The sequence below is a fragment of the Actinoplanes sp. NPDC048967 genome, assembly GCF_040649415.1.
Classification (GTDB): domain Bacteria; phylum Actinomycetota; class Actinomycetes; order Mycobacteriales; family Micromonosporaceae; genus Actinoplanes.
Genome location: NZ_JBEZFL010000001.1, coordinates 350,555 through 376,867 on the forward strand (window position 1 = coordinate 350,555; position 26,313 = coordinate 376,867).

The following is a 26,313-nucleotide window of genomic DNA, read 5'->3' on the forward strand; positions in this document are numbered from 1 at the left end:
GTCCTCTCAGCTCGCGACCTTGAAGCCGTTCTTCTGCATGTCGGACACGGTGGCCGTCTGCATGGTGTCGACGGCCCCGGCGAACGGTGTCCTACCGGTGATCGCCTTGCCGAAGGCGTCCTTGTACGTGTCGTAGGCGACGTTGACGTTCGGCCCCCAGACGAAGCCGGACGCGGTCTCGGCGATCGCCTTGGCCGAGGTGTAGAAGTCCTTCTGGTTGGCGAAGAAGGCGGGCGGCTCCTGCAGCAGCGGGCTGGACTGCGCGTCGCGGGCGGCCGGGTAGATGGCGCTCTCCTTGATGAGCAGCTCGGTGGCGGCCGGGTCGGCGTTCATCCAGGCGGCGAACTTCACCGCGGCGGCCTTGTTCCGGCTGGCCGCGGTGACGCCGGTGGACGAGCCGCCCCAGCTACCGGTCTTGTTCTCGCCGGCGTTCCACTGCGGCATCGGCGCCATCGCCCACTTGCCCTTGGTGGCGGGAGCGTTGCCGGCCAGCACGCCGGGGGCCCAGATCGCGCTCGGCCAGGCGATCAGGGTGCCGTCGTTGAGCGCCTTGTTCCAGGCCGGGGTGTACATCGGCTGCTTGTCGATGGCGCCCTCGGCGACCAGGCCACCCCAGTAGTCGGCGACCTTCCTGGTGGCCGCGTCGTTGACGCTGACCTTCCAGGTCTCGCCGTCGATGCCCCACCAGGAGGCGCCGGCCTGCTGGGCCAGGCCGGTGAACCAGCCCGGGTCGTTGGCCGAGAAGGTGGTCAGGTACTTCTTCGGGGCCTTCTGCCGGACGGTACGGGCCGTCTGCGCGAACTCGTCCCAGGTCTTCGGCACGGTCAGGCCCAGCTCGGCGAACTCGTCGGCCCGGTAGTAGAACATCATCGGGCCGGAGTCCTGCGGTATCGCGTACACCGCGTCGGTGCCCAGGGTGACCTGCTGCCAGACGCCCTCGGCGAACTTGTCCTTGACCGTCGCCGCTTCCTCGGCGATGTCGGCCAGCACGTCGTTGCTGACCAGCGTGGGCAGCGACTGGTACTCCACCTGGGCCAGGTCCGGCGGGTTGCCCGCCTTGGCCGCGGTCAGCAGCTTGGTGACGATGTCGCCGCCGCCGGCCTGCTTGCTCAGCGTCACGTGGATGTCGGGGTTGGCGGCGTTCCAGGCGGCGACGGTCTTGTCGATGTTCGGCGCCCAGGCCCAGAACGAGAGCTCGACCTTGCCGCCGGGCTGCGCGCTCGGGTCGGCGTCACCGGAATCGCTGGTGCAGGCGGCACTCAGGCCGGCGGCGAGCACCACTGCGAGCAGGGCGCCGAACTTCTTCCTCATCATCGTGCCTCTCCGGGGATGGTGGCTGTGAGCGCTCACAGCCTTAACCCACCAGCGCACAGTGTCAAGAGTTGCGGATGCGTTAACTGCGCAGGTGAAAGCTGTGTAATCATGCTTGTGCACGGTTGGGAGCGCTCACAGATCGGAGCCGTACATGCCGCTCGTCCCGGGGATGGACCGGATCGCCTACGGCGGGGACTACAACCCCGAGCAGTGGCCGGAGGAGGTCTGGAACACCGACGTGGCGCTGATGCGCGAGGCCGGCGTCAACCTGGTCAGCCTCGGGATCTTCGCCTGGGCGATGCTGGAGCCGGCCCCCGGCGAGTACGAGTTCGGCTGGCTCGACCGCAGCCTCGAGCTGCTGCACGACGCCGGCATCGCGGTCGACCTGGCCACCCCGACGGCCGCCCCGCCGCCGTGGTTCCTGCACCGCCACCCCGACGCCGCCCCGATCACCCGCGAGGGCACGCGGCTGGGCGGCGGCGCCCGGCAGTCGTTCTGCCCGAGCTCACCGGCCTACGCCGCGGCGTCGGCCGGGATCACCGAGCAGCTCGCCCGCCGCTACGCCGGCCACCCCGCGGTGGTGCTGTGGCACGCCCACAACGAGTACGGCGGCGCCAACCCGTTCTGCTACTGCCCCACCTCGGCCGCGGCCTTCCGCAACTGGCTGCGCGACCGCTACGGCGACCTGGGCAAGCTCAACGACGCCTGGGGCACCACGTTCTGGAGCCAGCGCTTCGGCGACTGGGCCGAGATCGAGCCGCCGATCGTCGCGCCGACCACCGTCAACCCGGCGCAGGAGCTGGACTTCTTCCGGTTCAGCTCGGACGCGCACCTGGCCAACTTCCGGCGCGAGCGCGACATCCTGCACCGCCTCGCCCCCGGCGTCCCGGTCACCACCAACTTCATGCTGGCCAACTGCAAGAACATCGACTACTGGAAGTGGGGCACCGAGGTCGACGTGGTCGCCAACGACCACTACCTGCGGGCCGAACGGGCCGACAACCACATCGAGCTGGCCATGTGCGCCGACCTCACCCGCTCGGTCGCGCACGGGCGGTCCTGGCTGCTGATGGAACACTCCACCAACGCGGTCAACTGGCAGCCCCGCAACCTGACCAAGGCACCGGGCGAGCTGGGCCGCAACAGCATGCAGCACCTGGCCCGCGGCGCCGACGGCATCCTGTTCTTCCAGTGGCGCGCCTCGCGGTTCGGCGCGGAGAAGTTCCACTCGGCGATGCTGCCGCACGGCGGCACCGGCACCCGGACCTGGCGTGAGGTGGTCGCGCTGGGCGCGGCGCTGGGCGAGCTGGCCGAGCTGCGCGACAGCCGGATCACCGCCGAGGTGGCGCTGCTGTGGGACTGGGAGTCGTGGTGGGGGCTCGAGCTGCCCTGGCGCCCGTCGCAGGAGCTGAGCTTCCGCGAACGGCAGGAGGCGTTCTACGAGCCGTTGTGGCGGGCGCACCGGACGGTCGACTTCGCGCCTCCGGAGGGCGCGCTGGAGGCGTACCCGCTGGTGGTGGCGCCGAGCAGCTATCTGCTCAGCCCGGGCGCGGCCGACAACCTGCGGCGTTACGTGGCGGGTGGCGGGACGTTGCTGGTGTCGTACTTCTCCGGGATCGTCGACGGGCACGACGCCGTGCACCCCGGCGGCTATCCCGGTGCCCTGCGCGACCTGCTGGGCCTGGGGGTCGAGGAGTTCGAGCCGCTGGCCGCCGGGCGCGGCGTCCGGCTCGACGACGGCCGCACCGCCGACACGTGGGCGGAGCGGCTGGAACTGCACGGTGCCACGGCGCTCGCGTCCTACGCCGACGGTCCGGCAGCCGGGCTGCCGGCGATCACCCGGCACGCGTACGGGAAAGGCCAGGCGTTCTACGTATCGACCAGGTTGACTTCCGAGGGCACTGCCGCTCTGCTGGCCTCGGTGTCCGAGGCGGCCGGTCTCGCCCCGGCACCGGACCTGCCCCCGTCCCTGGAGGTTGTGGAGCGGCACTCCGACACCGGCGCGTACCTGATCGCGATCAACCACGGCAGCAGCGAGGTCGTCGTGCCCGGCGCCGGCGTCGAGCTGCTCACCGGGGACGTGGTGGCCGACGGCCTCCCGGTCCCGGCCGGAAGCTTCCGCGTCCTGCGGCGCGGCAACCGATGACAGTCCGTCTCCCCCTTGGAGCTCCCATGCTTCGCACACCCCTCGTCCTGACCGCAGTCACCGCGCTGGTCGTCGCGGCCTCTCCCGCCCACGCCGCTGCTCCCGGTGACGTGCGCAATCCGGGCTTCGAGGCCGGCCTCACCGGCTGGTCCGAGAGCGGCTCCCGGGCCGCCGGCTTCGTCGAGGCCGGCGGCTACACCGGCAGCAATCAGTTGACGCACTACGCGGACACCGCCTACCGGGTCACCACGAGCCAGCCGGTCACCGGGCTCCGGCGCGGCACGTACACGCTGAGCCTGCGGGTGCGCTCGGGCGGCAACCAGCCCTCGGCGTACGTGGGGCTGAACAGTTGCGGCTCGGCGGAGGAACGGGCCGCGATTCCCCGTACCGGAAATGAATGGGTCCGGCTCGCCGTCACCGTCAAGGTGACCGGCGGGCGCTGCACGATCGTGCTGCACTCCGACGCCACCGCCGGGCAGTACACGAACTTCGACGACATCGCGTTCGGGCCGTCGGACTCCGCGCCGGGCACCCCGCTGGCGATCACCGGCGCGGACGTCTCGCACGTGACCAAGAACGAGGACCACGGCGCGGTGTACCGCACCGCCGCGGGCCAGCGCCGCGACCCGTTCCCGCTGCTCGCGGCCAACGGCGTGAACTACATCCGGCTGAAGGTCTGGGTGGACCCGGCCGACGGCTACAACGACAAGGACGACGTGCTGGCCCAGGCCCGCCGGGCGCACGCGGCCGGACAGCAGCTGCTGATCGACTTCCACTACTCCGACGCATGGGCCGACCCGGGCAAGCAGAACAAGCCGGCGGCGTGGGCGGCGCTCAGCTTCGCCGATCTCGAACAGGCCGTCTACGACCACACCTACGAAGTGCTGCACGACCTGCGCGCGCAGGGCACCCCGGCGGCCATGGCCCAGGTGGGCAACGAGATCAACGGCGGCCTGCTGTGGCCGGACGGCCGCTGGGACAACTGGGACGGCCTGGCCGCCCTGCTGACGGCCGGTAGCACCGCGGTCACGGCGGCGTCGCCGGGCACCAAGGTCGTGCTGCACCTGGCCGAGGGCGGCAACAACGGCGGACACCGCTGGTGGTTCGACCAGGCGACCGCCCGCAACGTGCCGTTCGACGTGATCGCGGTGTCGCACTACGTCTACTGGCACGGCTCGCTCGGCGCGCTGCAGGCCAACCTCCTGGACCTGGCGGGCCGCTACGGCAAGCCGGTGATGGTGGCCGAGACCGCGTACGGCTTCACCACCGCCGAGAACGACCACGAGACGAACATCTTCACCGCGGCCCTGGCCGAGACCGGCGGCTATCCGGCGACGCCCCGCGGCCAGTCCGACGCGCTGCGCGACATCCTGACCGTGGTCGCCGGGGTGCCGAACGCGCTGGGCGTCTTCTCCTGGGAGCCGACGTGGACGGCGGCCGAGGGTGCGGGCTGGGACCCGGCCGACCCGGCCTCCGGCGACGGCTGGGAGAACCAGGCGCTCTTCGACTACAGCGGGCGCGCCCTGCCGGCCCTGTCGGTGTTCAAGCGGTTCTGAGAAGTCAGCGGTGGTAGCGGCGGTCCAGGGCGGAATTGTCGGCGTCGAGCAGGAGTGTCAGGCGCTGCTGGAAGCTGCCCGCGCGGCGGCCGCGGGTTGCGCCACCACCACCGGCGCCACCATGATCATGAGCGTCGGCCCTACCGTCCACAAACGCCGCACGTGTCCCCCCGCCGCCGTTGACCATCGACGCCTGGCCATATCCTGTCCTACCCCACCATGCCGGACCACGACCACAGGAGGCCGAGCGATGCCCGACGGCACCCTGCCCCGCGCGGCGGTCCGCGCCTACGTCGAGGGCCTCGGCCCCCGGGAGCGCGAGCATGTCGGCGAGGACGTGCTCGCGGCGATCCGGGACGGCGGCTACGAGCTGGCCGACCCGTTCGACGCGGTCGACGCCGGGATCCGCCGTACCCTCGCGGTGAGCCGGATCGACGTGCCGGCCGGCACCCACGTCGGCGCGTTCCCGCACCGGTCCCTGCACGCCCGGACGCACCGCGGGGAGGGCGGCACGCTGATCCTGCTCGACACCGGCCTGCGCCCGCTGCTGGACCGGGTCGCCGCCACCCTGGTCGCGTCGCAGCTCACCCCGGCCCGCGACGAGCAGGGCGCCGGCCGGTACGCGGCCGCGGCCCTGCAACAGCGTCAGCAGCGCGAGGAGGCCGACGCGGCGTTCGCGGACGCGGTGACCGCCTACCTGCAGCGGGAACTCGACGCACCCGACGCCCCGGCCGAGGCCCAGAACACCTTCGGCTTCTTCATGGCCCGGTCGGCGGAACGGTTCGCCCTCGGCCACGAGTACGGCCACCTGCTCGCCGGCCACCGCCACACCCCGCCGGACGACGATCCCCGCAACTCCCGCCGCGAGTACGAGGCGGACGAGCTCGCCGCGATGCTGATCCTGCGCGGCGTCGACGAGGGCGCCGAGTTCCGCTGGCGCGCCCTCGCGGTGGCCGGGCCGTTCCTCTTCCTGGCCGTCGAGCAGCTGGTCAACCGGGTGCGCGGCACGACCGGCGGTGAGCACCTGCCGCCGGCGCGCCGCACCGAGCTGCTGCGGCGCATCTTCGAGCAGGCGGGCGCGCGCGGCCTGCTGCACTTCGCCGAGGCCTGGGTGAGCTCGCTGGTGCTGCGCGAGGAGACCATCGTGCGGCGCGCCCGCGGCTGACGGCTCAGCCCGCCAGGTGCGGCCCGAGCAGGGTGAGATCCGCCGGTGACAGCCGGTCACTCGCGGTCTTCGCCTGATGCCAGTACGGGTACAGCAACGTCGGCGCGCTCACCGCGTCCAGCCGGGCCCGCTCCTCGGCGCTGAGCACGAGCTCGGCCGCCGCCAGGTTGTCGGCGAGCTGCGCCGCGGTGCGCGCCCCGATCACCAGCGACGTCACCGCCGGCCGGCCCAGCAGGTAGGCCAGCGCGACCTGGGCCGCCGACACGCCACGGTCCGTGCCGATCTGCACCAGCACCTCGACGGTGTCGTAGAGCTTCTCCTGGTCGTGCACCGGCGGCTCGTTCCAATCGGTGAGCTGCCGCGAGCCGGCCGGCGCCTGCACACCCCGGCGGTACTTGCCGGAGAGCAGGCCACCGGCCAGCGGGCTCCACACCAGCACGCCCAGGCCCTGGTCGACGGCGGCCGGGATCAGCTCGTACTCGGCGTCGCGGGCCTGCAGCGAGTAGTAGATCTGCTGGCTGACGAAGCGCGGCAGCCCGGTGCGGTCCGCCGTGCCCAGCGCCTTCATCAGCTGCCAGCCGGTGTAGTTGGACGCGCCGACGTACCGCACCTTGCCCGAGGTGACCAGCTGCTGCAGCGCCTCGAGGGTCTCCTCCAGCGGTGTCTGGCCGTCCCACTCGTGCACCTGGTAGAGGTCGATGTGGTCGGTCCGCAGCCGGCGCAGGCTGGCCTCGCAGCCGGCGATGACGTGGTGGCGGGACAGGCCGGCGTCGTTGGGGCCGGATCCCATCGGCATCCGGACCTTGGTCGCGACCAGCACCTCGTCGCGGCGGCCGGCGAGCACCTCACCGACGATCTCCTCGGAGACCCCGTCGGAGTAGACGTCCGCGGTGTCGATCAGGTTGACGCCGGCGTCGAGGCACTGGTCGACCTGGCGGCGGGCCTCCGCCACGTCGGTCGTGCCGACGCTGGCGAAGCCGCCCTTGCCGCCGAAGGTCATCGTCCCCATGGTCAGTACCGAGACGCGGAGACCGGACTTGCCGAGTGTGCGATATTCCATCCCGCCAGCCTAGATCCGCCGCCGGCCGTCAGCCGGCGGGCTGCGGCCGGCGGTGCGGCACGCGTTGACGGCGCTCACCCGTACCCCTTGGGCCCGGACGTGGCCGCCCGACTGGGCCACCACGGTGACCTCTCCCCAGCCGCGACCGCCGGTTTCGGCAGCGTGGCCACGTTCCACCGGTCGTTCTGGCGTGCCTTCGGACGAATTCCGGGCGACATCCGCCCGGATTGACCGGTCAGTTCAGCGCGGCCACCGCGGCGAGCACCTTGCCCCGCAGCGCCGCGGGCAGCGGCGTGTAGCCGAGCCGCGCGGCGGCGGCCTGGCCCTGCGGGCCGGCGGTGTAGGTCAGGAAGCCGCGCAGCAGCGGCAGGCTGCGGGCGGGCGTGCCGGTCCGGCAGACCACCTCGTACGTGACCAGGACGATCGGGTACGCCCCCGCGGCGGTGGTCCGGTAGTCGACGGCGAGCCGCAGGTCGGAGCCGGTCCCGGTGACGGCGGCGGCCGCGACGGTACGCCCGGCAGCCTCGTCGGTCAGCGCGGTGAACTCCCCCGCCCCGTTGCGGACCCGCGCCACGGCCAGGTTGTGGAACCGCGCGTACGACCCCTCGACGTAACCGATGGCGCCGTCCGTGCGGGCGATCGTGGACGCCACACCGTTGCTGCCGCGCTGAGCGCTGCCGCCCGGGGCCGCCCAGGCGCTGTCCTCGCCGAACCGCCAGTCGGCCGGGGCGGTCGCCGCCAGGAACGCGGTGAAGTTCGCGGTGGTGCCGGAGCTGTCCGCGCGGTGCACCGTGCGGATCACGGTCGACGGCAGGACGGCCTCCGGGTTGTCCGCGGCGATCACCGGGTCGTCCCAGGTGGTCACCGTCCCGGCGAAGATCCGGGCCACGGTGGCCGGGGCCAGCCGCAGGTCGCCGACCCCGGCGACGTTGTGGGCCAGCGCGATCGGCCCGATCACCATGGGCAGGTGCACGGCCGGGCCGCGGGCACACCGGGCATCGGCAGCGGTCTGCTGCTGGGCGGTGAGCGGCGAGTCCGAGCCGGCGAAGTCACCGGTGCCGGCCAGGAACGCGCGGACCCCGGCGCCCGAGCCGGTGCTGCCGTACGCGACCGTGGCGCCGGAACAGGCGACCTGGTAGTTCCGGATCCACGTGTTGACCGCGTTGGTCTGCGCCGACGAGCCCTGGGCCCGCAACGATCCGGCCGCGCACGGGATCGCGTCGCCGGCCGCGGGGGCCGGGACGATTGGAGCACACGCCGCGGCCCCGGCCGCCAGCACCAGCACGGCGACGAGACCCAGCGGCGCCCTCATCGGTATTCCGCCAGCCGCGCGCGGACCCCGAGCGGCCCTCATCGGTATTCCGCCAGCCGCGCGCGGACCCCGAGCGGCCCTCATCGGTATTCCGCCAGCCGCGCGCGGACCCCGGGCGGCCCTCATCGGTATTCCGCCAGCCGCGCGCGGATCCCCAGCAGCACGAGCAGCATGACGATCCCGAGGGCCGGCAGCGGGATCAGCGGCCAGCCGGTCAGCAGCCGGTCCCCGTCGCGCAGGGCCGCGTCGAAGCCGGCCTTGCGGGCCGTGGCGGCTGCGCCGACCGCGGCGTCGAAGTAGGATAAATCGAAGGCCGCGTCGCCGCGGCGGATGCCGGTGACCACGTCGACCGCCGCCCGGGTACGCCCGGAGCCGGCCAGCGCCACGACCCGCTGATGGTCCCGCTGATAGCCCAGCCACCGCTCACGCACCTGTCCGTCGGCGTCGAGCTGCCCGGCGACCTCGGCCAGCTGGGCCGACTTGCCGGTGAAGTCCTGCTGGTAGAGGGCCAGGTTGCCGCTGAGCAGATAGCGGCTGGTGTCCGCGGCGGCGTCGTAGCTCAGCGCCCGGGCCCGGGAGAGCGCCAGATAGGGCGTCAGGTGATCGTTGCGCGCGGCGCTGAGCCGCTGTCCCTGCCCGACCACGACCAGGCAGATCCCGCGGTCAGGCCCAGGGTGAGGACGGTGGCGAGAGCCAGGGCCGGATTGAGAAGCCGGCGGAACCGCCGGGCCAGGAACGCCTGGAGGATCAGGAGGAGCAGGACGAGACCCCCGCCGAGGAGCACGGCCAGTCCGACCGTCCACGCCTCGGTGGTGGCCTTGGCGGCGTACGCCCGGTCGAGGCGGGACTCGCCGGCGTCGCGCAGCCGGTCGGCGGCCGGGAGCAGCCGCAGGTGCAGCACATTGGTCGCCTGCGTGTAGTAGCCGAGCGCGTCGGGCGGCAACCGGCCCGGGGGCTGCGGCGGCGCCTGCGACTGCGCGGTGAGGGTCTGCCACACCCACCGGCGGTAGACGGCGAGCTCGTGCATCAGCTCCAGCACGATTTCCCGGTCGGCCCGCCCCGTCACGGTGGTCAGTGACCGTTGCAGATCCTCGTCGATCTGCCGGCTGCGTTGCTGATAGGTGCCGAGCGCGTCGAGCTGACTGCCGGACAATTCCGCGGCGTCACCGACGAGCACCATTCGGGCGACCTGGGCATCGAGATCACTGAGGGCGAAATACAGATCCGCGGCCGTGGCGGCCTGCGGCGCCGCCGCACCACCGATGATGCGGACCTGGCCCCGCAGCTGGGACAACAACAGGCCGGATGCGACGAGCAGGGCCACGGCGACACCGATCACCAGGGCCGTCCACAAGCGCAGGCGTACGGGGGTTTCGGGCCGGAACAATTTTCTCGTCGCCCTGACAACTGCGGACACGACGCCAAGGTAATGCACCCGGGCAATTCTTCGGGGGCCGGCCACTGCCGTTCATTTGTTGTTTTCCCGCAATTCGTTGAGGCGGGCAGCCCGGGTGGTCAGATACCGCCGTTCCGGGGCGCTGGTGGTGCGCGCGGCGGCAATCCGATAGTGCGTGACAGCGGCCCCGGTGTCACCGGACCGCTCGTACAGGTGCGCCCGGACGGCGTCGAGGCGGTAGTGGCCGGGCAGCCGCTCGTCGAGGGTGGCGAGCAGGCGCAGCCCTTCGGCCGGACCGTGCACCATGGACGCCGCGACGGCCCGGTTCAGCGCGACCACGGGATTGCCGGTGAGCTGGTCGAGCAGGCCGTACAGGGCGAGGATCTGCGGCCAGTCGGTGTCCTGCACCCGGGCGGCCCGATCGTGCAGGGCCGCGATCGCCGCCTGCAACTGGTACTCGCCGACGGTGCCGCTGCTCATCGCCGCGTCGAGCAGCGCGGTCCCCTCCTGGATCAGCTGCCCGTCCCAGCGGCTGCGGTCCTGCTCCTCCAGCGGGATCAGCTCACCGCCGGCACCGGTCCGAGCCGGGCGGCGGGCGTCGGTGAGCAGCATCAACGCGAGCAGGCCGGCGACCTCACCGTCGTCCGGGAGCATCCGGTGCACCGTACGGGTCAGCCGGATCGCCTCGGCGGAGAGTTCGGTGCGGTGCACGTCGGGGCCGGCGCTGCCCGCGTACCCCTCATTGAAGATCAGGTAGAGCACGTGCAGGACCGACCGCAGCCGGGTCCGCCGGTCGGCCGGCTCCGGCAGCCGGAGCGGGATCGCGGAGGCCTTGATCCGCTGCTTGGCCCGGCTGATCCGCTGCGCCATCGTGGCCTCCGGCACCAGGAAGGCATGCGCGATCTCGGCGGTGGTCAGGCCGCCGACCGCGCGCAGGGTGAGCGCGATCGCGGAGGCCGGCGTCAGCGCCGGGTGACAGCACAGGAAGAGCAAGGTGAGGGTGTCGTCCCGATCCGGTACGTCGATCGGCGGCTCCTCGAACACGGCCCGCCGCTCCCGCTCCCGGCGGGCCAGCTCGTTCCGGATCTGATCAACGAACTTGTTGGCGCCGGTCCGGATCAGCCAGCCACGCGGATTGTCCGGAACGCCGTCGACGGGCCACCGCAACGCGGCGGCGAGCAGAGCCTCCTGCACGGCATCCTCGGCGGCGTCGAAATCCCCGAAGCGGCGCACAAGGACGCCGAGGACCTGCGGCGCGAACTCACGCAGCAGGTCCTCCACGGGTGGCACCTCGATCACAGCGGCGCCGAGGTCACAGCTCGGGCGTCAGCAGGGCGAAGTCGGACGGACCGAGCACCCGGCGTACGCCGATCGGCTGCTGCTGCGGCACCCCGCCGGGCCCCGGAACCGCGGAGATCCGCGCGGCGATCTCGAGAGCCCGTTCCTCACTCTCGACATCGACGAGCTGGAAGCCGGCCAGCATCTCCTTCGACTCGGCGAACGGCCCATCGGTGACCACCGGCGCCGCAACGCCGTCGCTGGTGACGACCTTGGCGAGCTCGGGGCCGGTCAGCGCTTCCTGCAAGACGAGCTCACCGGCGGCCAACAGCTCGGCCCGCAAGGCGCCGTAGTAGTCCATGTGCGCCTTGATGTCGCCGGGCGCCCACTCGTCCATCGGCTTGTCGATGACGCCGGGCTGGTAGTCAACGATGAGCAGGTACTTGGTCATGCGTTATTCCTATCCTCGCGCCGCACCCGGTGGGGTCGGTCACCGATGGACGAAGCTGCTTTGGGGGTTCTCGACATCGGCCGGGGATCTGGCGGGAGCTGAATTCGGCGAACTTACCGGCGGTGGGGATGGGGGGCTTGCCGGGGTTCGGCTTGGGCGGGCGGCGGACGGCGGACGGCGAGCGGCGAGCGGCCGGCGAAGACGGACGGCGAGCGGCCGGCGAAGATGGACGGCGGACGGCCCTCGTCGGAGCCGGGTAGGCCCGGCGGTCGAACGGACCAAGCGAATCCGGCGATTCAACGGATCGGCAGGTCTGACGAGGCAGCGACTGCCGTTCCCAGCGGGCCAGCGGGCCAGCGGGCCAGCGGGCCAGCGGGCCAGAAGGCCAGACGGCCAGACGGCCAGCGGGCCAGACGGCCAGACGGCCAGCGGGCCAGAAGGCCAGACGGCCAGCGGGCCAGAAGGCCAGACGGCCAGCGGGCCAGAAGGCCAGACGGCCAGCGGGCCAGCGGGCCAGAAGGCCAGACGGCCAGCGGGCCAGAAGGCCAGACGGCCAGCGGGCCAGAAGGCCAGACGGCCGGCGGGCTGGCGGGCTGGCGGCCAGACGGCCGGCGGGCTGGCGGGCTGGCGGCCAGACGGCCGGCGGGCCAGCGGGCCAGAAGGCCAGCGGGCCGGCGGGCCGGCGGGCCAGACGGCCGGCGGGCCAGAAGGCCGGCGGGCCAGACGGCCGGCGGGCCAGACGGCCGGCGGGCCAGACGGCCGGCGGGCCAGAAGGCCGGCGGGCCAGACGGCCGGCGAGCCGGTGAGCCAGGCGGACCCGTGTAGCCCGCCAAACCCGCCACGCCCGCCCAACCCGCCAAGCCCGCCCAACCCGCCAAGCCCGGCGGACCCGGGCAGCCCCCCAACCCGCCCAACCCGGAAAGCCCGCCCAACCCGCCCGACCCGGGATGTCACGGTCCGGCAAGCCTGGAAGACGTCCGCGGGCGATCGGCCCGGCGAGCCGGTGAGCCGGGCGGACGATCGGCCCGACGAGCCCGGGAGCCGTCGGCCCGGCGAGCCGGTGAGCCTGGCGAACCCTCAGCATGCCGAGTTGCGAACCGGCCCGCCGTCGGCAGCCGGTCAGGGAGGGGCCGCCTACGATGCGGGCGATGGATGGTGACAAGGCGCAAGGTGTGCGGGTGATCCGCATCGTCGATCACGATTCCGGTTGGGCGGTGCGCTTCGCCGGTCTGGGGCGGCGGCTGCGGGGCGCGCTGGGGGACGTCGCGCTGCGGATCGATCACATCGGGTCCACCTCGGTGCCCGGGCTGGCGGCGAAGCCGGTTGTCGACATCCAGATCTCCGTGGCCCGGCTGGAGCCGCTCGGTCCGTTCCGGGATCCGCTGGTGGGTCTGGGGTTCGTCCATCGCGCCGACGATCCGGAGCTTACGAAGCGGTATTTCCGGGAGCCGCCCGGTGCGGCGCGGACCCATGTCCACGTGCGCCGGGCCGGGAGCTTCTCGGAGCAGTTCCCGCTGCTGTTTCGCGACTACCTGCGGGTGCATCCGGTCGATGCTGCCGAATACGCGGAGGTCAAGCGTCGGCTCGCCGGCGAGCATCCGCATGACGGCCTGGCCTACACCGACGCGAAAGCCGACCACTGCTGGCGGATCATGCACCGGGCGGACGACTGGGCGCAGCGGACCGGTTGGTCGCCCGGCCCGAGCGACGCCTGAGGTCACAGACCGTCGCGGTGAATCAGTCGAGGTAGGCCTCGAGGATCGGCTCGTCGCCCGCGTTGTGGGCGGCCAGCAGCTCGGCGAAGCGTTCCGCCGGCATGATCCGGACCCCCAGCTCCTCCGCCTTCGCCGCTTTCGAGCCGGCGCCCGCCCCGACCACCACCAGGTCCGTCCGCGCCGATACCGAGCCGGAGGATTTGCCGCCCAGGTGTTCCACCGCTTCGTTGCCTTCGTTGCGGCTCAGGCCGGGGACCGAGCCCGTGACGACCACGGTCATCGGCTTGCCGTCCTCCTTGCGCAGCGGGAGGGTGACGGCTTCGGGAACGGTAGCCGCTTCGCGGCCCGGAACGCCCGGCTCGGTCATTGTCACGCCACGGGCCGTCAGTTTGTCGATGACCGGGCCCAGGTCGATCAGTTCCGCCGCGATCGTGGCCGCGCGTTCCGGGCCGACCGCCTCCACGTCCTGCAGTTGCTCCACCGTGGCCGCGCGGAGGGCCTCCATCGTGCCGAAGTGGCGGGCCAGGCGGCGGGACATCGAGCGGCCCGTCATGCGGACGCCGAGGCCGGTCAGGACGCGGGACAGGGGCTGGGCCCTGGACGCTTGGATCGCCGCGACCAGCTTTGTTGCCGAGGTGCGGCCCAGGCGGTCCAGCTCGGCGAGTGCTTCCGGGGTCAGGTCGTACAGGTCGGCGGGGTCGGTGACCAGGCCTGCGGCCACGACGCCGGCGATGACTTTGTCGCCCAGGCCTTCGATGTCCATCGAGTCGCGGGCGGCGAAGTACGACAGGGACTCCCCGGCGCCGCAGGCTCGGCCCTGGGTGCAGCGCCAGCGTTTCTGGGTGCGGTCGATCTCGCCGCCGCAGCGGGGGCAGACCTCCGGTGGGGTGAAGGGCACGGCGTCCGCGGGGCGTTCGTCGAGCTTGGCCCCGGTGATCTCGGGGATCACCTCGCCGGCGCGGCGGACGAAGACCGTGTCGCCCACGCGGACGTCGCGGCGGACCAGGTCGCCGAAGTTGTGCAGGGTGGCCGAGGTGACGACGACCCCGCCGACCTGGACCGGCTCCAGGACCGCGACCGGGGTGATCACGCCGGTGCGGCCCACCTGCACCTCGATCGCGGCGAGTCTGCTGGTGCGGGTGTCGGCCGGGAACTTGTGCGCGATCGCCCAGCGGGGCGCGCGGCTCGACGAGCCGGCCCGGTCGCGGTCGGCCGGGTCGTCGGCCTTGACCACGGCGCCGTCGATGTCGAAGCCGAGCGTGCCGCGGGCCGCGCCCATCGCGGCGATGGCGTCGGACACCTCGTCGATCGTGGCGCAGCGGGGCATGCCGGCCGGCGAGCCGGCCGTGGTGGCCACGCCCAGCTCGGCGATGGCGGCCATCGCGGCGCTGTGGGTCAGGCCCTCGCCGCCGGGCAGGTCGTGCACCGCGTACGCCAGGAAGGACAGCGGCGCGTCGTAGGCCCGGTCCTGGGCGCGCAGGGTGCCGGCGGCCGCACTGCGCGGGTTGGCGAACGCCTGGCCGCCGTGGGCCGTGCGCAGCTCGTTGGCCCGGGCGAAGTCGGCGTCGGTCATGAAGACCTCGCCGCGGACCTCGACCGTCACCGGCCGGCGCAGCTCGGCGGGCAGGCCGGCGACGAGCCGGGCCTGGGTCGTGACGTCCTCGCCGGCCCGGCCGTCGCCGCGGGTGGCGACCTGGCGCAGCCGGCCGTCGACGTAGCGGGCCGCGATCGCCATGCCGTCGATCTTGGGCTCGGCCGTGTAGCCGAGGGCGGGCCGGCCGAGGACCCGCTCCAGCCGGGCCGCCCAGGCGCGCAGCTCCTCGGCGTCGAAGACGTTGTCGAGGCTGAGCATCGGGGTGCTGTGCTCCACGTCGCCGGCCGCCACGCCGGCACCCACCGTCACGGTCGGCGAGTCGCTCCCGGCCCAGCCCGGCTCGGCCCGCTCGGTCGCCGCCGTGCGGGCCAGCAGCGCGTCGTAGGTGGCGTCGTCCATGACGAGGTCGCCGCCCGCGTAGTAGGCGGTCGCGGCGGCGCGCATCCGCTCGATCGCGGCCCGGTATTCCTCCCGGCTGCCGAACGCCGCGGCGTGGACCGCGTCCACGACCGGAGCCACCTCGTGACCGGCATGGGCCACATCCACGACCGGTGCCACCCCGAGACCGGCATGGGCCGCATCCACGACCGGGGCCACCTCGAGACCGGCGCGGTCCGCATCCACGACCAAGGTCACGTCGGGGGCGGCGGCCACGACCGGGGGCACGTCGGGGGCGGCGGTGCTGAGGCCGGCGGACGGTCCCGTGCTCGACATGCGGTGCTCGCTTCCTGTGTGCGGGAGACGATGTCTTGATACCGCACAGGTCCGACAGAAACGCTGAACCTCACTGAGTGTCGTCACGCCGTACACGGAAAGCAGTTGGCTGGGGTGGATGTGGGCCGCATTTTGCAGTTGATGTGAGAATTCCGTCCGAACGTCCATGGCATTCCGATCTTTGCTTGCGGAGCATGGAGCGGTGCCCGGACGCCATCGAAGAACCTTGAGTCTCACCGGCATCGTCGTCAGCGCGGCCACGGCCTCGCTCGTCGTCATCGGTGCCGGATCCTGGCTGGGCTACCAGCGCCTCTCCGCCGGAGACTGTGCCGGGGAGGTGAAGCTCGCGGTCACCGCCGCGGCCGAGATCGCCGGCGCGATCCAGACCACCGCGGACAAGTGGGCCCAGGGCGAGAAGGCCCAGGTCGGCGGCGTCTGCATCAAGGTCGCCGTCGCGGCCGCTGATCCCGCCACCGCGGCCGCCACCATCGCGGCCAAGCACGGCGTCGGTCTCTCCGGCCTGAAGGCGGCGCCCGGCAAGCCGGTCGTGCCGGACGTGTGGGTCCCGGACTCCTCGACCTGGCTGCTGCGGGTCGGCGGCGAGGCCCCCGGCTTCGTGCCGACCGACAACGCCCCGATCGCCGAGAGCCCCGTGGTGCTGGCCATGCCCGCGCCGATGGCCCAGAAGCTGGGCTGGCCGGCCAAGAAGCTCAAGTGGCAGGAGCTGCTCGGTCAGCTGACCACCAGCAAGAGCCTGCTGCCCGGGATCGTCGATCCGACCCGCGACGCGGCCGGCCTCACCGGCCTGCTCGCCCTGGGCGCGGCCGCCGGCAACGACATCGCGGGGGCTCAGCGCAAGGTGGCCGCGCTGCGCAAGCTGGCCGGGAACACATCCAGCATCCGGCAGGACCTGCTGGAGAAGTTCCCGCGTACGGCCGCGGAGGTCACCACCGGCCTGAGCGCCGCGCCCCTCTCCGAGGAGGACGTGGTCTCGTACAACGGGGGCAAGCCACCCATCCAGCTCGCCGCCCTCTACCTCGATCCGGCGCCGACCGCGCTGAACTACCCGTTCGCGGTCATGCCGGAGGTCGACCCGCAGAAGGCGGCCGCCGCCGCGGCGCTGCACGAGGAGCTGCGCGGCACGACGTTCCGGGACGCGCTGGCCGCCGCCGGGCTGCGTGGGCCCGACGGCAAGGCGGGGACGGGCTTCATCGCTCCGACCGGCGCGCCGCCGGTGGCCACCCCGGTGATCGCCCCCGGCGCCACGGCGAGCCAGGGTGCCGCCGCGTCGGCCCAGGCCTCCACGGCCATCAGCCAGGTGCTGGGCAGCTGGGCCGCGATCACGCAGCCGGGCCGGGTGCTCGCCGTCTTCGACATCTCCGGTTCGATGCTGACCGAGGTGCCCACCGCGGGCGGCCTGACCCGGGCCGAGGTGACCAAGCGGGCCGCGGCGCAGGGCCTGCAGCTGTTCGACGACCGGTGGGCCGTGGGCACGTGGTTCTTCTCCACGGAGCTGGTGGGCAAGCAGGCGTGGCAGCCCAAGGTGCCGATCAGTCCGCTGTCCACGGCGCGCAACAAGCTCAACGACGCCCTCAACGACCTGAAACCGAAGAAGACGGGCGACACCGGGCTGTACGACACCGCGCTGGCGGCGTACAAGACTGTGCAGCAGGGGTGGCAGCAGGGCCGGGTCAACTCGGTCATCCTCTTCACCGACGGGGTGAACGAGAATCCCGACGGCCTGACCCGCGACAAGCTGGTCGCCGACCTGCGGAAGGCGCGGAACCCGCAGAAGCCGGTGCGCATGGTGATCATCGGGATCGGTCCGGAGGTCGACCGGGGTGAGCTGAAGGCGATCTCGGACGCCAGCGGGCCGTCCAGCGGCGTCTTCATCGCGGAGGACCCGGCGAAGATCAACGAGATCTTCCTGCAGGCGATCGCGACCCGTACCGGAGCCTAGGGCGAGCTCGGCCTGGTGGTGGACGACACCAGGCCGGGCCGGTCGGGTCGCCGGGCATTGCTACGGTTCCGCGGGTGCCGTTCACGCTTGCTCACCCGGCGGCGGTCGTGGTGCTGTCCCGCCGTCCGCTGGTCGCGTCCGCGCTGGTCATGGGCTCGATGGCGCCGGATCTGACGTACTACGCGGCCCTGCCGTGGCTCGACCCCAGCGGCACGCTGCTCACGCGCACCCACCACGCATCGTCGGTGTTCTGGCTCGACCCGTTGATCGCCCTGGTGCTGCTCGTGGTGTTTCAGGCGCTGCTCAAGAGGCCCGTGGTGGCGCTCTTGCCGCACGCTGCCGCGGAGCGGGTGTGGCAATTCACGGAACGGTTCGTCTGGCGCCGGGCAGCCGCGGTGGGCTGGATCGCCCTTTCGCTGGCGATCGGGGCAGCGACCCACGTGGCGTGGGACCGCCTGGACGGCGTATTCGGTGCGGATCAGTCGACGAAGGTCGATCTGGCCGGCGGCGTCGTCGGCTCGGCGCTGCTTCTGGTCTGGACGCGGCGCTGGTGGCGGTCGACGCCGGCGCACCCGGTCCCGTCCGCGCTGCGGCTCCCGTTCCGGCTGCGGGCGGTGGTCTGGGGCACGCTGGTGGCAGCGCCGCTGGTGCTGGGCACTGTCGGCGCGGTGAGCGGTGTCCGGCAACTCATGGCGGCCAACAAGATGGACTATTCCGGCCTTCCGCCGCAGGTCGTTCCGCCGACGTGGACCGGGGCGGACATGACGGAGCTCGCGGTGCGGCAGTTCGCCGTGAACGGTGTCGCCGCCGTCTGCGTCGTGCTGGCGATCTACGCCGTCGGCTGGCAGCTGAGCCGTTTCGCTACCGGCCGGCGTGGCTCGGCCGGATCCGGCTCGGGAGACGAGGCGACTCTGCCCGGTTCGTGCTGAGTGATGCACCTGCTGCCCCGGCTCACCCGGTCCGGGGCAGCAGGCGGTCCCATCAGGCGACTGTGCAGGCGGTGCCGTTCAGCGTGAACGCTGTCGGGCGGCTGCTGTCACCGGTGTGCGTGGCTTGCAGGCCGATGCTGGTCGACGCGCCCGTCGCCAGGGTGCCGTTGTAGGAGACGTTGCGGGCGGTGACCGCTCCGCTGGAGCCCGTCCACGTCGCGTTCCAGCCCGAGGTGATGGTCTGGCCCGCCGGCAGGGTGAAACCGAGCGTCCAGCTGGTCACGGCCGGTCCGGAGTTGGTGATCGAGATCGCCGCGGTCAGGCCGCTGTTCCAGGCGTTGACCACGTAGCCGACCCGGCAGCCACCCGTGTTCGGAGGCGGGCTGGACGGCGGGGTGCTGGTCGGCGGCGTGGGCGAGACAGGGGGCGAGGTCGGGGGCGAGGTCGGCGGGACGGTGGTGCTGTCCAGCCCGAGGAACGTCACCGCGCGCTCGGCCATGCCGGACTGCGGCAGGTTGTGCCCGGTGTTCGCCACGCTGATCGCCTCGACCGGCGGCTGCGCGGAGGTCGAGCCGTAGCGGGTACGGGTCCAGCCCGACTGCGGCGAGTCGGTCAGCGCCGGGGTCTGCGAGACGCCGTGCACGTTGGTCCACTGCTTGATCTCTTCGGTGAAGTTCGGGTACCGCAACGTGTCGTCGTTGACGCCGTGCCACACCTGCATCCGCGGCCGTGGGCCGGTGTATCCAGGGTAGGCGTTGCGGACCAGATCACCCCAGGCCTGCGGGGTCTTGGTCACCTGACCGTTGGCGCAGGCGCTGTTCCAGCTGGAGCCGTCGGTGGTGGCGAAGCAGCCGAACGGCACCCCCGCGAACGCCGCGCCGGCCCGGAACACGTCCGGGTAGTCACCCAGCAGCACGTTGGTCATCATGGCGCCGGAGGACGCGCCGGTGACGACCGTACGGGCCGGATCGGTGCTGTACCGCTGCTGCACGTAGCGGACCATCGAGACGATGCCGGCCGGGTCGCTGTTGCCGTCGTGGCGCAGCGCTCCCGGTGAGGACACGTCGAAGCAGTTGCCCGAGCGGGTCGCCGACGGGTAGATCACGATGTAGCCGTACCGGTCGGCCAGGGAGGCGAACGAGGTGCCCGAGTAGAACGCCGGGCCGGAGCCGGTGCAGTAGTGCACGGCCACGAGCAGGGCCGGGTTCGGCGGGAGCCGGTCGGGGACGTACAGGTGCATGCGCAGGTTGGTCGGGTTGGTGCCGAAGCCGGTGATTTCCTGCAGGGTCGCGGCGGCCGCGGGAGCGGCCGGCAGCAGCACGGAGGCACCGATCGCGCTCACCGCGGCGGTGATGGCCAGCAGGGCCTGGGTCAGTCGTTTCATGGTTCCTCGCTCCGGGGGATGGGTCCGGCGCGGCGCGGAAGGGTGGTCCGCGCCGCGCCGGACGTCGCGATCAGGACGCGGCGCAGACGGGGGTGCCGGTGGGCGGGGTGCCGGTGCCCTGGAAGCCGAACTCGGTGCTGGCTCCGGCGGCGATCCGGCCGTTGTAGGAGACGTTGGCGAAGCGGACCGCGCCGGTGCTGCCGGTGGCCTGCGCGTTCCAGGCGTTGGTGACCGCGGAGCCCGACGGCAGGGTGAGCGTGGCCGCCCAGCCGGTGACCGCGGCGGAGCCCGCGCTGACCTTGACCGTGGCGGTGAAGCCGCCGGTCCACGCGTTCACGGTGTAGGCGGCCGTGCAGCCCGTCCCGGACGGCGGCGGCGTGGTGCCGGTCGGCGGCGTGGGCGAGACGGTCGGCGAGGCGGAGGGCGAGGTCGGCGGGGGCGTGGTCGGGTTGGTGGTCCCGCCGGCGTTGAGCGCCTCGAGGGTCGAGTTGTACGCCGCCTTCTTGTTGCCGCTGCCGTCGAAGAGCAGCGGGGTGCCGCTGGCCCGCCACGAGTCGCTGTCCCGGATGCCCCAGACGGTGATGCCGTTGCACCGGGGTACGGCCAGGCAGTCGCGGACGACGTTGGCGTACGTGGTCGCCTGGGTCTGCCCCGAGCCCTCGATGTCCAGCTCGGTGACCTGCACGTCCACGCCCAGCGCGGCGAAGCTCTCCATCGTGGTGCGGTAGTTGCTCGCGTACGGCGAACCGCTGTTGAAGTGCGACTGCAGGCCGACACAGTCGATCGGGACGCCGCGGGCCTTGAAATCGCGGACCATGTTGTACACGCCCTGGGTCTTGGCCCAGGTCCAGTTGTCGATGTTGTAGTCGTTGTAGCAGAGCTTGGCGTCCGGGTCGGCGGCGCGCGCGGTCCGGAAGGCGACCTCGATCCAGTCGTTGCCGGTGCGCTGCAGGTTGGAGTCGCGCCGGCCGCCGCCGCTGTCGGCGAACGCCTCGTTGACCACGTCCCAGGCGAAGACCTTGCCGCGGTAGTACGTGGCCACCCGGGTGATGTGGTTGATCATGGCCGAGCGCAGCGCGCTGCCCTCCATGCTCTGCATCCAGCCGGGCTGCTGCGAGTACCAGGCCAGAGTGTGCCCGCGGACCTTCATGCCCTGGGCCAGGGCGTGGTTGACGATCCGGTCCGCGTTGGTGAAGGAGAACTGGTTCTGCTGCGGCTCGGTCGCGTCGATCTTCATCTCGTTCTCGGCCGTGACCACGTTGAACTCGCGGTTCAGGATCCCGACGTAGGTGCTGTCGCTGAGCTTGTTGGCCGCGACGGCGGTGCCGAAGTAGCGGCCGGTGGCCGCGGCCGAGGCGCCGAGGGTGGTGGCGGCGTCGGCCGAGGGCGCGACGGCCAGCGCCACGCCGCCGGCCAGGGCGCTCGCCGCCAGCAGGGTCAGAGTGGTGCGGAGCCGGGGTCTGCGGGGGACGGGTCGGTCGGACACGGTGGAGGCCTTCCGGTTCGGGGAGGGGGATGACACTTTTGGGAGCGCTCCCATCTTGAGCCGGTCCGGCTCCCGAGGGAATAGACCGGCGTAATTGTTATTCGGCGGCGCGGTGCCGCGGCAGGGAACGGGCGATGCCGGCGGCGGTGGCCGCGCCGTGGTACTTGCGGACCAGATGCAGGCACAACTCCACGCCGGGGGCGCCGGCGGCGGCCGTGAAGATCGGGTCGTCGTCGACGTACCGCACGCCCGGCGCCAGCCGGACCCGTGGATAGCGGCGCCGCAGCTCCTCGGCGTGCGCCGGGTCGGTGGACACCGCCCGGCCGTCGAGCAGCCCGGCGGCCGCCACGGTGAAGACGGCCTCACCGATGGCCAGGATCCGGCAGTTGCGGCGTACCGCCTCGCGCAGGGCGGCGGCCTCCTCGGCGGTGATCGTGTCCGGCCCCCGCCGCACCGGCGGCGCGATGGCCAGGATGTCCGCCGAGGCGAGCAGGTCGAAGGTGCCCGCCGCGGCGAAGGCCAGGTCGAACACCGGACCGGCGAAGACCTCCCGGTACGTGGACAGCCGGGCCGGCAACGCCTCCGGTGGCGGCAGCAGCACCGCCACGTTGGTCATGTTGGTCATCGCAACCACCGCAAGGGGACAGCCTCGGCCAGTGCCCGGTAGCCGGCCGGGTTGAAGTGCAGGTGGTCACCGGTGTCGTAGGCGGGCAGCAGCCGGCGCGGGGCGGCCGGGTCACGGACGACGGCGTCGAAGTCGACAACCCCGTCGAAACGGCCGCTGCGCCGGATCCACTCGTTGACCCCGGTACGGGTCTGCTCCCGCAACCCGCCCGGATCGTCGTAGCCCTCGTTGCCGCCGAACGGCGTGATCGTGGCCCCGTACACCTGGATGTCGCGGGCGTGGGCCCGGGTGACGATCTGGTCGTACGCGGCCCGCAGGTCGTCGCCCACCCGCTGTTGCGCCTCGGGGGTGGCTGCCGCCGTACCGATGTCGTTGACGCCCTCGAAGACGATCAGCGAGGCGACCCCGCCCACCGCCAGCACGTCGCGGTCCAGCCGGGCGAGGGCGCTCGGCCCGAGGCCGTCCTGGAGCACCCGGTTGCCGCCGGCCGCCTGGTTGAGCACCGCGTGGGCGCCGCGCAGCCGGGCGGAGAGCTGGTCCGGCCACCGGTCGTTGCCGTCGGTGGTGGAACCCCGGCCGTCGGTCAGGGAGTCGCCGAGCACCACGGTCGCCGTGCTGTCGCCCGGTGCGAGCACCTCGACCCCGCTCAGGAAGTACCAGTGCACGACGGGGGTGGCGCCGGGCAGGTCCGCGGCGTCGTGGTGGTCGCCGCGCAGCAGGTGCGAGGTGGTGCGGGAACCGGGGTGCGAGGTCACCGCCGTGCTCGCCTGACCGGTGGCCAGGTAGAGCGTGACGGTGAGCTCGCTACGGGCCGGCACGTCGAGGTCGATCGGATCGGAGACCACCTGCGCGCCCACCGGGACGGACGCGTACGTCCGCCCGGAGAAGGTGACCGGCCGCAGGGTGCCCGGCTCGATCGCGGCCGAGCCGGGCCGGCCCCCGGCGGGCCGGGCGATCGAGACGGCCGTGATCGGCAGGACCGCGCCGCCGAAGGCGTTGGAGAACCGCAGCCGTACGGAGCTCCCGGCGATCGACGTGTGCACGGTCTGGCGCAGGGTGGTGTCCACGAGCACCGAGTCGGTGCCGGTGAACGGGGCCGGCGGCAGGTTGCCGGGCTCGGTGAGCTGCGGCATCGACACCCAGGTGTGCAGCCAGTCCCGGCGGGGGCGGTGGCCGCGGGTCCGCACGGCGGTGGCCACGGAGACCGCCGCGGCGCCGCCGAGGCCCAGCAGTGAGCGGCGGTTCATCGGGTCACCCGCTTGCTCTCGGGCGGGCCGAGGTAGCTGTACTTGACCCCGCCGGTGTCGATCTCGAGGCGCTGCACGATCACGGTCGGATCCACCATCCAGAACTTGAGGGTGTGCACACCCGCCGAGGCCACGGTGTGCGTCGTGGTGGTGCGGTTGACGTTGTCGGAGGTGTTGCGTTCCCACTGGCGGTTCATGGTGGTGTCGTCGGCGCCGGTGGCCGTGGTGATGTTGACCGTCTGCGGCGGCTGGTCGTCCAGCGAGATCGCGTACTTGAGGCCGTCGGTCGGCAGGACGTTGTTGCGCGGCGACAGCACGGCGGTCACCTTGACGGGACCGGTCGTCTTCAGGGTGGTCGTGTACTCCAGGCGGGCGCCGGTGCCGCCGAGCGGGGTCAGGCCGTTACCGGTCTTGCCGATCTCCGGCAGCAGCCGCCAGTCGCCCACCTTGCGGGTGTAGTGGTCGGCCTCCATCGCGACGTAGCCGTTGGCCTCCACGAAGCCGCGCGGGCGCAGCACCGGGTTGTCGATCGGCGCCTGCACGACGGTGGTGGCGCCGGCCCCGGTCACGGTGATCGGCACGGTGGTGGTGCCCTTCGGCGCGCGCCGCCAGTCCACCCGGACGGTGGCCCGGACCTGCTGACCGACCCGGCCGGCGGCCGGCGTGACGTGCACCCACGGGACGGCCGGGGTGATCCGGTACGCGAACGGCGTCGTGCCCTTGTTGTAGACCTCGATGTACTGCTGCGGCTGCGCCTGGTACGGGCTGAACGCGGGCAACGTGACCGGATCCCCGCCGTCGAGGTCCACGCCCATCGCGGCGGCCGCGGGCACCTCGATGCGCTTGAGGTACGGATAGATCTCGTCCGGCAGCGCCACGTTGTCCTTCTCCGGCTGCTGCCAGGGGGCGTTGGGGCCGTACCGGGCCACGTTGCCGTAACCGATCTTGGGCTGGAGCTGCCAGTTCTTCCACTTCCCGCCGGCCAGCTCGGTGTTGTAGTACGCGTTCAGCGCCTGGTCCTCGGCGAACCGGGCCTCGGCGAGGTCGGCCAGGTCGTTGGTGGCGGCGCGGCCCTGTCCGGCGTACCGGATGTTGGTGAACTCGGCCCGGCGCAGCGCGTACAGGTTCGCGGTGGCCTTGACCTGGTAGTAGACCAGCTGGAAGTAGGCGTCCTGCCAGGCCGCGGGCACCCTGGCCTTGATCCGTTCGGCCCGGGCGCCGAGCGCCTGCCACTCGGCGGTGACCCGGTCCATCTCCCGGTAGTCGGTGAGGCTGAACGGGTTGCCCTCGTCGTCGTAGGTGATCACCTGGGTGACCGGGTCGATGGTGATGCGCCGGTTGAGCAGTTCGGGCTTGCGGCGCGACTGCAGGTGGCCGTAGTCGCTGAGCACCTCGGCGATGTCACCGGCCAGGGCCGGGCCGAAGTTCTGGGCCGCGTACTGCCGCTCCCACTCCCCCAGCTTGTGCAGCGGCAGCGCGTCGGGGTTCCAGGCGTAGTCGAGGAAGAGCTGGGTGGGCTGCTCCTCGTTCTTCAGGTCGCCGACGTTGACCATCCAGAGCCGGTCGACCCCCGAGCGGTACGAGAGGTTGAGCTGCTCCCAGGTGTTGGTCAGGTTGACCGTGTCGGCCCACTTGTAGTTGCGGCCGCCACCGACATAGTCGAAGTGGTAGTACATGCCGTAGCCGCCGCTGCGGGCCGGCAGCGAGGCGTCCGGGAGCTTGCGCATGTTGCCCCAGTTGTCGTCGCAGAAGACCACGGTGACGTCGTCCGGCGGCCGGTAGCCGCGGTCCCAGTAGCGCTGCACCTCCTTGTAGAGGGTCTGCACCTGGGGAGCGCCGATCAGGCCCGTGTCGCGCAGGATCTGCCGCTGGGTGTCGATGATGGAGCTCATCAGGTCGATGCCGTCGCCGTCGGGCAGGCCGACGTCGCCGTTGCCGCGCATGCCGAGAGTGACGACACCCTCGATCTTGTCGCGGGCCATCCGCTCGGCCCCGTCCCGCCAGTACGCCTTGATCGCGTCGGGGTTGCGACGGAAACTCCACTCGCCGGTTCCGGCGGGGTGCCGGTTCCACTCCTCGATGCCGCGCATCATCGGCGCCTCGTGCGAAGTACCCATCACGACGCCGTAGAACGAGGCGGTGGCGTGGTTCTGCGGGTCGTCCTCGGCGAACGCGCGCCCCCAGACGGCCGGCCACAGGTAGTTGGCCTTCAACCGCAGCATCGTCTCGAAGACCTTGGCGTAGTACGCCGCGTTGAGCCCGCCGGGATAGCCCGGCGCCTTGCCGGGACCGAAGTAGCCCGGCGCCCAGGTGCCGGTGGCCGGGTTCTCGTCATTGATGAAGAAGCCGCGGTACTTCACCGCGGGCGTGCCCTGGGTGTGCCGCCCGGGCAGCAGGTACACCGCGTCCTGGTGACGGACCGGGACGTCGTCGAAGAAGCGCCAGGGCGAGACGCCGAGGCGCTTGGACAGGTCGTAGGCGCCGTAGATGCTGCCGCGCTGGTCGCTGCCGGCGATCACGAACGCGCGCCGGACGCCCGGCAGCGGGTGCTCCACGATCTGCTCGACCGTGGTCTCCCACTTGCCGGCGATGCCGCGCACGTCGAGCTTGCCCGCGGCGATCAGCCGGTCGATCAACGGGCTCTTGCCGATGGTGCCGACCAGCACCGGGTCGCGCCCGCCGGGCACCCGGTCGTGGGCGACCACCGGCGTCACCCCGGTGACCGCGGCGATGTCCGCGCTCAGGTCGTCGACCACCCGGATCACCCCGGCGTGGTCACCCGCGCTGACCACCAGCGGCGCGGCGCGACCGCCGGCCACCAGCGGGAACCGGCCGCGGCCGGGCAGGGCGGAGACGTACGAGTCGCGCTGCCCCGTGGCCAGCGTGTCTCGTGATGCCGCCGCGGCCGGCGCCGGCCCGGCGACGAAGAAGGGCGCGGCCAGGGCCGCGAGAGCGAGCAGGAGCCTCATGGGTACGCCTTC

19 protein-coding genes are annotated in these 26,313 nt (G+C 72.4%); 6 read left to right on the forward strand and 13 right to left on the reverse strand.

The window, feature by feature from the left end; genetic code table 11:
* Nucleotides 1-6: 6 nt before the first annotated feature.
* The gene (locus AB0C12_RS01690; RefSeq protein ID WP_360543023.1) at nucleotides 7-1,314 is read right to left on the reverse strand and encodes an extracellular solute-binding protein; all 1,308 of its coding nucleotides are present in this window, start codon (nucleotides 1,312-1,314) and stop codon (nucleotides 7-9) included.
* 151 nt (nucleotides 1,315-1,465) lie between these two features.
* Here AB0C12_RS01690 and AB0C12_RS01695 point away from each other — a divergent pair, with 151 nt between their 5' ends.
* From AB0C12_RS01695 to AB0C12_RS01705, 3 genes are all read left to right on the forward strand, one after another.
* On the forward strand, nucleotides 1,466-3,460 hold the full coding sequence (locus AB0C12_RS01695) for a beta-galactosidase (protein WP_360543025.1): 1,995 nt from the start codon (nucleotides 1,466-1,468) through the stop codon (nucleotides 3,458-3,460).
* Nucleotides 3,461-3,486: 26 nt separating this feature from the next.
* On the forward strand, nucleotides 3,487-5,016 hold the full coding sequence (locus AB0C12_RS01700; protein WP_360543027.1) for a glycosyl hydrolase 53 family protein: 1,530 nt from the start codon (nucleotides 3,487-3,489) through the stop codon (nucleotides 5,014-5,016).
* Nucleotides 5,017-5,266: 250 nt separating this feature from the next.
* Nucleotides 5,267-6,181, forward strand: a complete 915-nt coding sequence (locus AB0C12_RS01705) for a hypothetical protein (protein ID WP_360543029.1) — start codon at nucleotides 5,267-5,269, stop codon at nucleotides 6,179-6,181.
* A 4-nt stretch (nucleotides 6,182-6,185) separates the two neighbouring features.
* On the opposite strand, the gene AB0C12_RS01710 is transcribed toward AB0C12_RS01705, so the two are convergent.
* The 6 genes from AB0C12_RS01710 to AB0C12_RS01735 form a co-directional block, all read right to left on the reverse strand.
* Complete coding sequence (locus tag AB0C12_RS01710; RefSeq protein WP_360543031.1) at nucleotides 6,186-7,241, reverse strand: aldo/keto reductase; 1,056 nt, start codon at nucleotides 7,239-7,241, stop codon at nucleotides 6,186-6,188.
* A gap of 235 nt (nucleotides 7,242-7,476) precedes the next feature.
* Nucleotides 7,477-8,553: a phosphate ABC transporter substrate-binding protein PstS gene (gene pstS / locus AB0C12_RS01715; RefSeq protein ID WP_360543033.1), complete on the reverse strand. Its 1,077-nt coding sequence runs from the start codon at nucleotides 8,551-8,553 to the stop codon at nucleotides 7,477-7,479.
* Between the two features lie 122 nt (nucleotides 8,554-8,675).
* Entirely contained in the window at nucleotides 8,676-9,197 is a 522-nt protein-coding gene (locus AB0C12_RS01720) for a hypothetical protein (protein ID WP_360543035.1), read from the reverse strand.
* The gene (locus AB0C12_RS01725) at nucleotides 9,149-9,970 is read right to left on the reverse strand and encodes a hypothetical protein (RefSeq protein WP_360543037.1); all 822 of its coding nucleotides are present in this window, start codon (nucleotides 9,968-9,970) and stop codon (nucleotides 9,149-9,151) included. Before AB0C12_RS01725 ends, AB0C12_RS01720 begins: the two co-directional genes overlap by 49 nt.
* A 51-nt stretch (nucleotides 9,971-10,021) precedes the next feature.
* On the reverse strand, nucleotides 10,022-11,230 hold the full coding sequence (locus tag AB0C12_RS01730; protein ID WP_360543039.1) for a DUF6596 domain-containing protein: 1,209 nt from the start codon (nucleotides 11,228-11,230) through the stop codon (nucleotides 10,022-10,024).
* A 31-nt stretch (nucleotides 11,231-11,261) separates the two neighbouring features.
* Nucleotides 11,262-11,678, reverse strand: a complete 417-nt coding sequence (locus tag AB0C12_RS01735) for a YciI family protein (RefSeq protein ID WP_360543041.1) — start codon at nucleotides 11,676-11,678, stop codon at nucleotides 11,262-11,264.
* Nucleotides 11,679-12,826: 1,148 nt separating this feature from the next.
* Here AB0C12_RS01735 and AB0C12_RS01740 point away from each other — a divergent pair.
* On the forward strand, nucleotides 12,827-13,393 hold the full coding sequence (locus AB0C12_RS01740) for a GrpB family protein (RefSeq protein ID WP_360543043.1): 567 nt from the start codon (nucleotides 12,827-12,829) through the stop codon (nucleotides 13,391-13,393).
* A 22-nt stretch (nucleotides 13,394-13,415) separates the two neighbouring features.
* Here AB0C12_RS01740 and ligA read toward each other — a convergent pair whose 3' ends face one another.
* On the reverse strand, nucleotides 13,416-15,701 hold the full coding sequence (gene ligA / locus AB0C12_RS01745; protein ID WP_360543045.1) for an NAD-dependent DNA ligase LigA: 2,286 nt from the start codon (nucleotides 15,699-15,701) through the stop codon (nucleotides 13,416-13,418).
* Nucleotides 15,702-15,927: 226 nt separating this feature from the next.
* On the opposite strand from ligA, the gene AB0C12_RS01750 reads away from it, so the two are divergent.
* Both AB0C12_RS01750 and AB0C12_RS01755 read left to right on the forward strand, forming a co-directional pair.
* Nucleotides 15,928-17,661, forward strand: a complete 1,734-nt coding sequence (locus AB0C12_RS01750; protein WP_360543046.1) for a VWA domain-containing protein — start codon at nucleotides 15,928-15,930, stop codon at nucleotides 17,659-17,661.
* Between the two features lie 74 nt (nucleotides 17,662-17,735).
* On the forward strand, nucleotides 17,736-18,590 hold the full coding sequence (locus AB0C12_RS01755) for a DUF4184 family protein (RefSeq protein WP_360543048.1): 855 nt from the start codon (nucleotides 17,736-17,738) through the stop codon (nucleotides 18,588-18,590).
* Between the two features lie 52 nt (nucleotides 18,591-18,642).
* Here the strand turns inward: AB0C12_RS01755 and AB0C12_RS01760 are convergent, their stop codons facing one another.
* The 5 genes from AB0C12_RS01760 to AB0C12_RS01780 form a co-directional block, all read right to left on the reverse strand.
* The gene (locus AB0C12_RS01760) at nucleotides 18,643-19,974 is read right to left on the reverse strand and encodes a PHB depolymerase family esterase (RefSeq protein WP_360543050.1); all 1,332 of its coding nucleotides are present in this window, start codon (nucleotides 19,972-19,974) and stop codon (nucleotides 18,643-18,645) included.
* Nucleotides 19,975-20,044: 70 nt separating this feature from the next.
* On the reverse strand, nucleotides 20,045-21,415 hold the full coding sequence (locus AB0C12_RS01765; protein ID WP_360544902.1) for an endo-1,4-beta-xylanase: 1,371 nt from the start codon (nucleotides 21,413-21,415) through the stop codon (nucleotides 20,045-20,047).
* 142 nt (nucleotides 21,416-21,557) lie between these two features.
* Nucleotides 21,558-22,085: a hypothetical protein gene (locus tag AB0C12_RS01770; RefSeq protein ID WP_360543052.1), complete on the reverse strand. Its 528-nt coding sequence runs from the start codon at nucleotides 22,083-22,085 to the stop codon at nucleotides 21,558-21,560.
* Nucleotides 22,082-23,332, reverse strand: coding sequence for an SGNH/GDSL hydrolase family protein (locus tag AB0C12_RS01775; protein WP_360543054.1), 1,251 nt, complete (start codon nucleotides 23,330-23,332; stop codon nucleotides 22,082-22,084). Before AB0C12_RS01775 ends, AB0C12_RS01770 begins: the two co-directional genes overlap by 4 nt.
* The gene (locus AB0C12_RS01780) at nucleotides 23,329-26,301 is read right to left on the reverse strand and encodes a glycosyl hydrolase 115 family protein (RefSeq protein WP_360543056.1); all 2,973 of its coding nucleotides are present in this window, start codon (nucleotides 26,299-26,301) and stop codon (nucleotides 23,329-23,331) included. The genes AB0C12_RS01775 and AB0C12_RS01780 overlap by 4 nt, the downstream gene beginning before the upstream one ends.
* Nucleotides 26,302-26,313 lie beyond the last annotated feature (12 nt).